The organism is Agriterribacter humi, assembly GCF_009192765.1.
Classification (GTDB): Bacteria; Bacteroidota; Bacteroidia; order Chitinophagales; family Chitinophagaceae; genus Agriterribacter; species Agriterribacter humi.
Genome location: NZ_VOHQ01000004.1, coordinates 80,064 through 92,083 on the forward strand (window position 1 = coordinate 80,064; position 12,020 = coordinate 92,083).

Here is a 12,020-nt window from a genome sequence, read left to right on the forward strand (position 1 = left end):
TAAAAATAATATGAAAAAAAACCATTTTTTGTTTCCTGTCCTTTTTCGTATCACGACAAAGCTATAAAGGCTTAAAAACTGAGGCCCGGTTATAAAAGGCTCAATTGCAGAAACCAAGGCGTCATCCTTACCCTTTTTGAAATAAAACAGCCTTTATTCGCCGGCAAGCTTGCAAAACAATTTTAATAATCCTTTTCCCCGACAAACCTTACCGGTTCATTTGATGCTTAATAACTAAGATCAGGGACTGCATCATTCACAAAAAATAAAATGAAAAATGAAAAAGATTTTTTTTGCCTTTGCGGCCGGATGTATTCCCGCCCTGGCAGCCATGAACGGAGCTTATGCTCAAAATAGCAGCACATTAAAAGAGAATATCCATTTTAACAAAGCCGCGGTTTCCGAAAATGTTACTGCGTCAGCTCCCAACGCCATTAACGCCAGGGCCATAAAACACTTCTACCAGTCATATAAAAATGCCGCCGGCGTAGTATGGATAACAATTAATGACGGATTCAGGGCCTCCTTTACTTTAAATGGTGTAAGCAACAAAGTGTATTACAATAAAAAAGGGAAATGGACTGCCCATTTAAAAAACTATACAGAAGATAAGTTATCCTTTGAGGTACGTGACATGATTAAACGTGCCTATTGCGACTGTAGCATTAATTACGTTGATGAAATTGAGACCCTTCAGTCAGGCGGCGTCCCCACTTATATTGTGCACATAGAAGGTAAGAACGATTACAAATTCATAAGAGTGTGTAATGGAGAGATGGATGTTTGGAAAGAATTTAAAAAACAAAAACCATGATCATATGCCAGCCGGTACAGGTATGCGTAATCGTTATCAGCATACCTGCACCGGTTTTATTTTGCCTGCAACACATTTTTAGTGTTTGCTTTAAACACCCTGATAAAATTCCCCCCTAATATTTTAAGAATGTCCTTTTCGCTATATCCCCTGCCCAACAGTGCTTTGGTTATTTTTGGAAAATCTTCCACCCCCTTTAATTCCTGCGGCAAAGATTCAATGCCATCCATATCTGCACCCAAACCCACATAATCCGCACCCACCAGTTTTACAATATAATCAATATGATCTATCAGCAGGGATAATGGGGGACGCAGCGCTTCCATCTCCCCGGCATATTTTTTAGCCAGCCATTCTGAAATGGTATACGACTGCCAGCTTAGCTGCTTCAGGGAATCGCGTTCAATTCTGTGGCGCTGAAAAATTTCCCGGCGCCGCCTCTGGTAATTGCTGTCTAAAAAGCCCGAGTAAAAGTTTACCTGTATCACACCTCCGTTTTTAGCTACTGCTTTTATTTGTTCGTCTTTAAGATTGCGGAACACCGGGCAAATGGCATAAACACTACTGTGCGAAAGCAACACCGGTTTGGTTGTAGTCTTCATTACATCATAAAATGTATGCTCACCCACATGCGAGAGGTCAATCATCATACCCATTTCATTCATCTGCTTTACCACCTGCCTTCCAAAATCGGTAAGGCCTTTGTGTTTCAGTTCTCCGGAAGGCATTCCGGTATCGGGATCCGAGGAAGTTTCATCTTTTGCCGAGCTTGCCCATGCAGTGGAGTTATTCCATGTAAGCGTGAGATATCGGGCTCCGCGCCGGTACAGGCTATCCAGATAATCCAGCCTGTCTTCTATCATATGACCGCCTTCTACCCCTATCATACAAGCCAGTTTTTTTTGCCGCACTGCTTTTTGCAACAGTGCGGGGGAAGTAACCAGCATCATTTTGCGGGGATTGCGCTTAACGAGAGCATATAGTGAATCCATTTCAATATTGGCAAATTGAAATGCCGTATACTTTCCAAATGCTTCATCGCAAAAAATGGAAAATACCTGCACGTCTATACCCCCTGTTTTAAAACGGGCAATATCAGAATGCGTCTTGCCGGTAAGATCATTTTCAATGTTCAACCCATGCATAGTAGCCGAAGAAAGTACATCATTGTGGGTATCCACCACAATTGCTTCTCATGTATGGCTGTATAATTTTGTGCATGAACAACTATACAATACAACAAAAAACCAAATAACAGAAGAGCGTGTTGCTTCATGCTGCGAAATTATTTTTTATATCAATGCATTAGTTAAACATGCGTTGGGGATCATATGGATCATCGTCTATATGTACATATTTTTTTTTTTCTATTGTGCCTATGTGTTTAATGTATTTTTTTAACACATAGTCTATATATAGCTTTCAATCCTCTTTTGCACCCTTCTCTCCGGTAAACCATTGCTCTTTGTTTTTAAAGAGTACATTAAATGTAGTTAGCGACCCGTAAATACGGGTTATATATTGCTGAAGATTTACTTTGTCTTCGTCGTTGAGCTTTTTATGTGCATTGATCTGTTGTTCCAGTACGCGAAGTCTGTCGCGCAGCATTACAATCTTGTGAAAGAAGATTTCCACGGGTATCTCTTTGGGCTTCAATGATGTGTCTGCGGGTTGCAGCAGCATGGTACCACCCGTCCACCTGTCGCCCAAAGGCACTTTCTCTGTTACATCGCCCCACAAACGTAAAATTTTAAGCAACGATTTTTCCGTATCGGAAACTGTTTCCACTTCCGGCGTTACATTTTCCGGGATGATCTCATCGAGCTGCGGATCGGTTTTGTCAATTTCTTTTATGCCATGATTGATAAAAGAGATCATATATACAGCGTATTTAACGCCCACAATAACGCCGGGGCCATATTGTGTATGTTGCAGTCGGGTACCAATACCCAGTGTAAGTTGTTCCTGTTCCATAATGCTTTATATGTAAGTAAAGCTCAAGGTAAAATTTTTTGCAGAACAAGTTTCAAATAAGGCTCATATACTTCTATACCGGTATACTGCATATGAAATGATACAGGTAAAGGAGGCTTTTACTCCCGCTACCATACTATATGGTACAAAAAAGGCCGCCTCTTAAGGCAGCCCTTTAACAACTCAAAACCAACATGCATTAAGATTTGCCCCACCAAACAGGCTCATTTAAACAGGTAGGACTTGAAGCGTTTGAATTGGCTTTCAATTATTTGAGGTATCCGTAATACTCATCGTCTGTTGCACAATCCCACCAAACAGGCATACTCCAGATGTTCGGTTCAGCGGCATGGCGATTTAAGGCAAGCGTATTTATAGAGTTGTATTGTATTTCATAAACCGGCGGTAATGCCCAACGGCGCATCCAATAACCAGGGTCTGTTGGGGAACCACCTGTTAACTGAGCTGCACCTGTAAATAAGGCCCCACGTTGATAACCCGGGTAAACAACGCCAAAACCATCTACATTGCCAGCGCTAAAGTTAAAGCGGCGCATGTCATTCCAGTTCTCAATGCTACAGCCCATGGCAATATATTTTTGCAGCATAATATCCGACATCGTTAAAGAACCGGAAGCCTGGCAAACCGCGTCACTTGCAAAATAAGCATTAATGGCAGCCTCATCCATAGGTGCCATATCCGGATTGGTGTTGGTATAGCCCCCGCCCTGCCATTCAGTTAACTTAGCCTGCATCATATCCAAATGTGCCCTGATACCGTCTGTATAAGCCGTATAAGCATTTGCGGCATCACCTTTCCGCATATAAACTTCAGCCTTGATAAAGCACATCTCATGATAAGTCAATATCTCCTGGTCGGAAACAGGCCGAACCTGGAAGGATCCTGTAGAACCTACAACGCCGGCAGCGTACGCTGCTGCTGAAGGGTACCAGCTAACATCGGTAGCAGGCTGATCGTCTATGCCTGATGTAGCAAGAGCGCTGCTACGCATATTTACATAAACCGTATCGCCGGCAAGTACGTAATTGGTACTGTTTACATATATAGAACCAGCCGGGTAGGTTACCGTTACAACATTCCCGCTAACCGTGTGGGTCCGCCCTGCCGCAACCTGGGCAGCAATAAAATTCGCAAGATCCGTTCCATCGGCGATCGTATAGCTTATATTAGTATTTGTAGCGGCATAAGTTGCCGTTGCAATAGACCTTGCTCCCCCACCTTTTATCAACCGGGTTGCCGGCCCATAAGAATCAACCCCTATTGAACGATTCCATGTATAAGATGACACTTTACCACTGGGATCTAATTTAACATTGGACATGGAAGCCGGTACAATTTTAGTCATCCTGGGATCCGTTACCCCGGAGCCACGCAGATTCGTCAACAGGTTGTAGTAATATTGGGAAATACGCTGAGTACTGCCATAAGCCGCATAATTAAAGTTTCCATTTGTTACAACAGGATCGCCTAATAAAAAGTCAGTTACAGTACTGTTGTTAAAGGATGGTACCACCGTATTGTCGGCATTAGACTGTGGACCTTTCGACAAACAGTAAAGAACAGAATCTGCATTATATAAATCCGATTTTTTTGACAGCTTCAGCATGTACCGGGCTTTCAATCCCCAGCATAATTTTATCCATTTACTCACATCGCCGTTATTCATATAATCGCCGAGAGAAAATGCAGGTGCTCCGGCCTCCTGTGTTTTATCGAAGAGGCTGATGGCTTCATTCAATTTATCCATACACCCGTTGAAAATGGTCTTACCGTCATCAGGTTTAGGACTTGGATTTCCTGTGGCGGCTTCTGTATAAGGCATTTCGCCATAAAGATCCAGCATTTGCATAAAACCCAACGCATGGAAGACATTTGCCGCAGCCATATAATGATAGGCTCCTTGCTTTTCAGCAGTATTATACATATCAATCACGTTGGAAGATACTGCCACAAACCAGGTTTGATAGGGGGTTGTGGAGTTCCCGTTAGCGGCTGCCCATGTTGTGCTAAACGTATTGCCATTAACATTTGTGCTATAATAAACGCCCGCCTGTAATGCAGTACGGTAATTGGCAACCCCGGAGGAGTACATATAAAAGTGTTCAATCCAGGGCAACCTGTTTTGGATCAATACGCTTTGATTGTTAGGGTTATCCGGGTCCGTATTAACGTCCAGCCACTTTTTACACGAAGTGGAGCCTGCTACAAGTACACAACCCAATATTATATAGATTAAATTTTTCATGCTTTTCTTTTTTCATTAATTAAAATGTAATATTTACTCCGAAAGTGAAGCTTGCTACCGCAGGCACTCCCAAATAATCAATACCCGTAGAACCCGAACCTCCCGTTCCGCCTGCTGCGCTTACCTCAGGATCCATTCCCTTGTAATTTGTCCAGGTAAATAAATTGGTGCCTACCGCTGTTGCTGAGAGTCCTTTAATAACTTTCTGGCGCTTCGATATACCGGAGAAGTCATAGGTTAATGATAAAGAGCGCAGCTTCACCCAGTTTACTGAAGTAATAAAATTCATGGAATTAGCCGCATAGTTCGACCAGTATTGCTGAATCATGTTTGTACCTGCATACGTTGTACCACCAATGGTGTAGGACTGGTTGGCATCGTAGGTTTGCGTAAAATCTTCTCCTGTCACGCTGTTCACCCCGGTTATGGTTACCGATTGCCTGTCATTCAGTAAAGTCCTTTTACTTAACCCGTTTACAATCATCGCATATTCTGTACCGTTATACACATCCCCGCCTTTGCGTATGTCGAGAAGAAATGATAAGGAGAGCTGTTTGTACCGGAATGTATTGTTGATCCCGCCAATGAAACTTGGTTCACGGTTACCAACAACCGGGTTAGTAGTGTTTAATTTATATAATCCGGTTGCAGGATCAACCTGGTAGCGCCCGTTTGGAATTTCATCCCCTTTTGAGTCTACTTCACGCAAATAAGGCTGGCCGGTCATTCCAAGAAAATATCCGCCGTTTGGAACAGATGCCGCTTTTACTGTTCCGAACTGGGCATCTGTTGGGTAAAAATAGGCTACCCCCGGAAGAAAGTCTCCCAACCTGCCTTTATTATAGGAAAAATTAAACGTTATGTCCCATCCGAAATTCTTTTGAGATATTGCCTTACCTGTAAGCATCATTTCCATACCCTCGTTAATAACAGAGCCGGTATTGAGCGAGCTGAAAATAAAGCCTCCGGATTGGGCTAAACGTGGTTGTGCAATTTGGTTCTTTGTCTGGCTATGATAATAGGTATAGTCCAAACCTATACGCCCATTAAGGAATTTAAACTCTCCCCCAACTTCCCAGGAATTTTGAATTTCGGGTTTTAAAACAGGATTACCTGCCGCCCACTGGTTGCCCACCAGCACATAAGAGCCAATAGTGTAGGGGGCCCATACATAAGTATTGGTTGCATACGGATTCGCGTCTTTGCCGACCTGTGCCCAGCTTGCCCTGAACTTACCGAAAGAAAGAATGTTGCCTTTTGGCAACAGCTCTGTAAAAACAAGAGAGCCGCTCAGGGAAGGATAAAAATAAGATCTGTTCTCAAAAGGTAATGTGGACGACCAGTCATTACGTCCTGTTGCAGTAAGGAATGCAATGCTTTTGTAAGATACGCCAACTTCCCCATAACCCCCCACCAGCCGTTTACGCACTGTCGCATCAGCGAAAAACTTATTTTCCGTACCGATATTATTAAAGCTGATCGTACCGGCTGTAACAAAGTTGTATCCCCAATGATTTTGCCTGCTCGTTCTCGTATCTTCTGAAGTAGTTCCCAGCATGAGATGTGTATCAAAATCGCCAAATGTTTTATGAAAATTACTCATTACCGTTGTTGTAATGAATGTGTAATCATACTTGGGCTTGCTCAATCGCCCGTTCTGATACAGCGGGGCCACGGCAGAACCCGGGGCTATATAAGTATAATCATCTGTTGTATACTGGTCGTAGCCCAAACGCGCTATAACATCCCACCAGCTCGCAATTTTGTAATTACCGCTCACGCCTCCGGTGATACGTTTGGTTTGTGATGTTAATTTATCCTTATTAATGATCCAGTAAGGGTTGTCTATATCGTCTTGCAGTTCAGTAATAATTCCGGCGTAAGGACGATATTGCGTTCCATCTTCGTTGATGTAATGGCTTATGTCTAATGTTTGAGGCCAACGGTATAATGCCTGCATACTTCCAACTCCGCTTCCATATAACCCTGCGGTAGTCAGCGTTCTGTTGGTTTTGGCAACAGAATAGGCAACATTTGCATTCAAGGTCAAACGACCGTATTTCTGTTCGCCATTGAATCGGAAAGTGGTTTTATCATAACTTGTGTTGGGAACGATACCTGTTTGATCAAAATTAGAGCCGGATAAATAAAAAGAGCTGTTTTTAGTGCCGCCGGATACGTTTACGTTATTATCATACAGCATACCATTTTGAAAAAAATTACCGATATTATCATATACCGTTTCCTGCGATGTAATCTTTTCTCCCCATGAATTATAAACACCTTCTTTGGTGAGAACGCCATTAACAGAATAAGAACCGGGTCCAAACTCCGTTTGAACCTCGGGTAGTTTGTTTGCCCAGGAGGTGCTCACCCTGCTGGTAACATCAACTTTTACTGTTCCTTCCGCTCCCTTCTTTGTAGCAATAATAACAACACCATCGGCTGCCCGGGAACCATACAATGCCGCCGCTGCAGCTCCTTTCAATACCGACAAGCTTTCAATATCTTCCGGGTTTACATCCATGATACGGTTTGAAAAAGTTGTATTACTGCGACTCATCCCATCGGTACCCGTATTACCGGTAACTGTAGTGGAGTTATCATATATAACACCATCAATAACAAATAACGGCTGGTTTTGCCTGCCCTCCGATGTAGAGTTACCACCACGAATAGTGATAGATGCACCGGCGCCGGCAGAACCGCTGAATTGAGTAATATTTACACCGGGAACCTTACCCGCTAAAGAATTAACAACATTGGTGTTCTTGTTTTTCATTAGTTCCTCCGCATTCAGTTCGGAAACCGAATAGCCAAGCGCCTTCCTTTCTTTTTTAATGCCCATTGCTGTTACAACCACTTCTCCCAGGCTTCCGGCCGCCACTTGTAACCGGATATTAACTACAGCGTCATCTCCCGGTGTTACTTCCTGGTCTTCATAACCTACATACGAAACCTGCAGCGTTTGACCTGAAGCAATCTGAATACTGAAATTCCCATCGGCATCTGTTTGGGTAATGCGCTGGCTGCCTTTTATCCTGATGGTAACGCCTGTTAATGCTGTATTATCTTCCGCAGACAATACGGTGCCCCTAACAGTTCTTTCCTGTGCCTGCAGCATTTGAGGCAACAAAAATAGCAGTAGTGTAAAGGCCACTGCACAATGGAGCATTTTTCTCATAATTGTGTTTTTGATGTGTAGAATGGTAAATAAATTTTATCCCAGGAGTTATTTATGACTATGGTGCACAGGGTTTGCCTGGCTTCAAAAAACATAATAAAATACCGGCCCATTATAAGCCTGGAGATGGACAGCCTGTAATACTATTTTTTTCCTGATGCAGTTGAATATGCGAAAGTGGATATTGTTGTGAAGTGACCTGTTCCCCAAACCAGGCGAATGTTCCTGTATTGCACAAGAACATTTTTGTTCAGCATTTAAAAAAAATATTCCGGAACAGAAGTCTTTCCAGAGTAAAGAAGCCAGTTGTATTGCTTTTTGCATGATCTCAGTTTTGGCACCTTAAAAATACATCAAATACCTGCACAAAAATGCAAAAACATGAAAAAAATAGCAAGCAGAAAAATTTACCCGGGAGCAGCATTGATTCAGAATTACATCAATCAGGGCTTGATTTTAGGGACCAACTGCGATATTTCGATTCCCAACTTTTCCATTAATTGTATTACTTTAAGATTTATTTCCTGCTTTAAAGCATTAAATTCATCCATCGGTATGGGCGCAGTATAATAATCGGTTTGTACAATATATCCCTGCTGTACAATGTCGTTTAAAAAAAGATTCCTGTTTTCAATTTTCGGGTGATCCAGAATTTCATTCATTCCCTCCAGCAGTTGCCGGAGCTGCTCCGCTGTTGCGGCAGTATCAATTTCCAGTTTTAAATCGGCGCGGCGTTGTGTGCGAAGACTCAGGTTATCTACAATGCTATCCACCATTTGCTTATTGGGCACACTTACATATGTTTTTTCGGTTGTGCGTAACCGTGTGCTCCGGAAACCAATTCTTTCCACCGTACCCGTTACATTCTGTACTTTGAGGACGTCGCCTATAACAAAAGGCTTATCAAAGAAAATTATAAATGAAGCGATAAGATTCTCTAAGCTTTCCCTTGCAGACAATGCAAGCGCCACGCCTACTATTCCCAGCCCGGTAAGGAGGTCCATAATCTGGTACCGGAAAGCAAACTTGATGACGGTTAATAAACCCGCTATACTTACAATAGCTTTTAAAAAATCTTTAATAAAGATAACCAGTTGGTGTTCTCCCTGCATTTCTTCGTTCTGATTATTTTTGGCAATAACCAATGCCAGGTAATCAATCATCCGCAACAACAACCAGAAAAAGGAAACAATAAGGAGTGTTACTGCAATGCGGTCAATGATTGTTTTGGTATCTGTTTTGTAGAAATTATATTTAAATACTTCCGGGAAATTAAGAGAAGAAAGGGCGATAACAGCAGTAAGTATGATGATGAAATATTCCAGCGGTGCAAGTATCAGGTCAACAAAAGCCTGGCGGTCTATTTTCCTGCCCATCCGTTTTGATAAAAAAATAATAACAGCAACAATGGGCCTGCTGAAATATTTTTTCAACAGGTATATTCCAAAAATGATCAGGCCAATAGTAAGATAATCTCCTATGCTGTTGTTTAAAACCATCCTGTCCAAAAAGTCATTCATGTTGTCTTTCTTTAATGATAAGGATACATTTCAATACCTGTTTCATTAAGCACATAGATACCCTGTTGCGTAATGTAAATTTTTAATGCATCTTGTATAATTGCCGGAAGAGGCTGCTCCTGCAACTCCAGCGTTCCCAATGTATACCTCACCAATTTATTCTGCCTGCGTCCTGCAATGGTTTGGCCGATTACCCGTAAACCGGTGATACCCGTTAGCGGTAAAGTATTTTTAAGCGCCCCATAATAATCAAATACATATAACCCCTTTGTATCATCATAAACATACACAAACCCATCGCTGTCTATTATGGTGCGTGGAGATGGCATAATATCCAATACCTGCCGCAGGTCCGTTGTTTCACTAAGCACTCTACCGTTTTCATCAATCTTTTTAAGCTTCGCGGATTGCTCATCAAATATCCACACATTATTATCGTACGACAACCCTATCGCCTTTGCCTGAAAAATACCCGATTTCCTCAGATCTATCATATTTATCCTGTTCAGGTAGCGATCCAGCATTACTATCGTTGAATAATCCTTATAATACAACAGCACTTTCATAGGGTTCGTTACATCTATTGCATACACTGTTCCATAGCGGCGAACATCATTAAAAACATTCAAAGAATCACCCTTGCTGTTAAGCTTTATTAAAAGGCCTGGAGGCGTAAGCACATAAACATTTCCCAGGTTATCGGCGGCAAACTGTTTAACCTTGCCGCTGTATATGGAAACAGGAGGCAAAAAAACAGTGCCCGATGCTTTACCGGCGGAATCTGTTTGCGACTGTACGCAAAAAACAGAACAACACAATAATATGATAAAAGAAAAGCGCATCAGGATTGATAATATTTCAATTCAAGATTATGCCCGTCAAATACGGCATAACTGTTATACCGGATCCAGTCGCCCAAATTAATGTACCTGCTGTAATCATTCAATATAAAATCAATAGGAAGATGGCGGTGACCAAAAATAAAATAGTCGTAATGCTTTTGTTGCAGCACATCCCTGCAATAGCTGATCAGCCATTCCTTATCCTCACCCAAAAACCGGGCATCATCTTCACCGGTAGCTGCACGGCTACTTTTGCTGGAGCGATGCGCAATACCCATCCCGATATAAGGAGGTAAAATTCCAAACAACCACTGGCATATTTTGTTGCGGAATATTTTTTTTAAAAGCTTGTAGCCCTCATCGCCGGGGCCCAGTCCGTCGCCATGCCCTACAAGGAACTGTTTTCCATTGAATTCAAAATGCTGCGGCTCATAAAACACGGAGATATTCAGTTCCTTTTCAAAATAACCGCTCATCCACATATCGTGATTGCCTACAAAAAAATAAAGCGGTATGCCACTGTCTGTTAATTCCGCCAATTTGCCTAAAATGCGAACAAACCCCTTAGGCACTACCTTTTTATATTCATACCAAAAGTCAAAAAGGTCACCAACGATAAAAATGGCTGCAGCATCTTCTTTTGCTCCGGAAAGAAAGCGAACAATTAGCTTTTCCCGTTTCAGGCTTGAAGCATGATCGGGAACGCCCAGGTGAAAGTCAGAAAGAAAGTATATTTTTTTCCCTGTAGGAACCTGCATCTGTGCAAGATAAAATGAAAGCTTCAATTCTCTACCAAAAACACAAATACTTCTTTAGGCCCATGAACGCCAACCACCAACGTTTTTTCAATATCGGCTGTACGGCTGGGGCCTGTTGCAAAGGTAATAAGCGAAGGTAACTTGCCCTTGTATTTTTCTTTTATCAGTTGCAGACCGTCTTTTATATCATATACCAATTGATTTAGGTATGCCACGCAAATATGCACAGGCGCATATACGCTGGTTGTTCTGCCACTTTGCTGCGCCGCACTCATCATGATTGTTCCTGTTCTAGCTATTAAGGCTTCGCAGCCTGTAATGGCCACATCCGCCAGGGCTAGCGGCTTTTGAGAAAATCCTCCAAAATTTAAAGAGGCAAGCTTTTCTCTAAGCAGGGTTTCTTTACAAAATACTTCTTTCCACTGCCTTTGCTGAATAAGAAGGGATAATTGCGCGAGCATTTCGGCTTCATTGGTGCAGTATAAAAACCGGCCATCCAGTTTTCCAAATGCTTCCGCAAAAACGATTTCAGCATCATCGGCAGGGGGTAAAAACACTGAATTATTTCCTTCACTTTGAGGAAAAGGCAAAGGCACTGGTGTACTCAGTGCCTTTCGTATTTTTTTAAGCATATTTTCCTTTGCAGGAGATATCTTCATTAC

General features: G+C 42.2%; 9 protein-coding genes. 1 reads left to right on the plus strand and 8 read right to left on the minus strand.

Features of this window, described 5'->3' with window-relative positions; genetic code table 11:
* The first annotated feature begins 277 nt into the window (after window positions 1–277).
* On the plus strand, window positions 278–814 hold the full coding sequence (locus FRX45_RS08945; RefSeq protein WP_152268078.1) for a hypothetical protein: 537 nt from the start codon (window positions 278–280) through the stop codon (window positions 812–814).
* A 56-nt stretch (window positions 815–870) separates the two neighbouring features.
* Here FRX45_RS08945 and FRX45_RS08950 read toward each other — a convergent pair whose 3' ends face one another.
* The 8 genes from FRX45_RS08950 to FRX45_RS08985 all read right to left on the minus strand — a co-directional run bounded on the left by FRX45_RS08950 (window position 871) and on the right by FRX45_RS08985 (window position 12,017).
* The gene (locus tag FRX45_RS08950; RefSeq protein WP_262884202.1) at window positions 871–1,995 is read right to left on the minus strand and encodes a dipeptidase; all 1,125 of its coding nucleotides are present in this window, start codon (window positions 1,993–1,995) and stop codon (window positions 871–873) included.
* Window positions 1,996–2,236: 241 nt separating this feature from the next.
* Window positions 2,237–2,788: a hypothetical protein gene (locus FRX45_RS08955; protein WP_152268079.1), complete on the minus strand. Its 552-nt coding sequence runs from the start codon at window positions 2,786–2,788 to the stop codon at window positions 2,237–2,239.
* A gap of 268 nt (window positions 2,789–3,056) precedes the next feature.
* The gene (locus FRX45_RS08960; RefSeq protein ID WP_152268080.1) at window positions 3,057–5,054 is read right to left on the minus strand and encodes a SusD/RagB family nutrient-binding outer membrane lipoprotein; all 1,998 of its coding nucleotides are present in this window, start codon (window positions 5,052–5,054) and stop codon (window positions 3,057–3,059) included.
* A 19-nt stretch (window positions 5,055–5,073) separates the two neighbouring features.
* Entirely contained in the window at window positions 5,074–8,238 is a 3,165-nt protein-coding gene (locus FRX45_RS08965) for a SusC/RagA family TonB-linked outer membrane protein (protein ID WP_152268081.1), read from the minus strand.
* Between the two features lie 443 nt (window positions 8,239–8,681).
* Window positions 8,682–9,758, minus strand: a complete 1,077-nt coding sequence (locus tag FRX45_RS08970; protein WP_152268082.1) for a mechanosensitive ion channel family protein — start codon at window positions 9,756–9,758, stop codon at window positions 8,682–8,684.
* 11 nt (window positions 9,759–9,769) lie between these two features.
* On the minus strand, window positions 9,770–10,600 hold the full coding sequence (locus FRX45_RS08975) for a hypothetical protein (protein ID WP_152268083.1): 831 nt from the start codon (window positions 10,598–10,600) through the stop codon (window positions 9,770–9,772).
* Window positions 10,600–11,358 carry a UDP-2,3-diacylglucosamine diphosphatase gene (locus FRX45_RS08980; protein WP_152268084.1) on the minus strand — a complete coding sequence of 253 codons (759 nt, stop codon included), beginning with the start codon at window positions 11,356–11,358 and terminating at the stop codon, window positions 10,600–10,602. The genes FRX45_RS08975 and FRX45_RS08980 overlap by 1 nt, the downstream gene beginning before the upstream one ends.
* 23 nt (window positions 11,359–11,381) lie before the next feature.
* Window positions 11,382–12,017, minus strand: a complete 636-nt coding sequence (locus FRX45_RS08985) for a LutC/YkgG family protein (protein ID WP_152268085.1) — start codon at window positions 12,015–12,017, stop codon at window positions 11,382–11,384.
* Window positions 12,018–12,020 lie beyond the last annotated feature (3 nt).

Excerpts from the sequence above, each read along its gene's own strand:
- FRX45_RS08945 (WP_152268078.1), top strand. The coding sequence starts at position 278 with ATGAAAAAGATTTTTTTTGCCTTTGCGGCCGGATGTATTCCCGCCCTG.
- FRX45_RS08955 (WP_152268079.1), bottom strand. The coding sequence starts at position 2,788 with ATGGAACAGGAACAACTTACACTGGGTATTGGTACCCGACTGCAACAT.
- FRX45_RS08960 (WP_152268080.1), bottom strand. The coding sequence starts at position 5,054 with ATGAAAAATTTAATCTATATAATATTGGGTTGTGTACTTGTAGCAGGC.
- FRX45_RS08965 (WP_152268081.1), bottom strand. The coding sequence starts at position 8,238 with ATGAGAAAAATGCTCCATTGTGCAGTGGCCTTTACACTACTGCTATTT.
- FRX45_RS08970 (WP_152268082.1), bottom strand. The coding sequence starts at position 9,758 with ATGAATGACTTTTTGGACAGGATGGTTTTAAACAACAGCATAGGAGAT.
- FRX45_RS08975 (WP_152268083.1), bottom strand. The coding sequence starts at position 10,600 with ATGCGCTTTTCTTTTATCATATTATTGTGTTGTTCTGTTTTTTGCGTA.
- FRX45_RS08980 (WP_152268084.1), bottom strand. The coding sequence starts at position 11,358 with ATGCAGGTTCCTACAGGGAAAAAAATATACTTTCTTTCTGACTTTCAC.
- FRX45_RS08985 (WP_152268085.1), bottom strand. The coding sequence starts at position 12,017 with ATGAAGATATCTCCTGCAAAGGAAAATATGCTTAAAAAAATACGAAAG.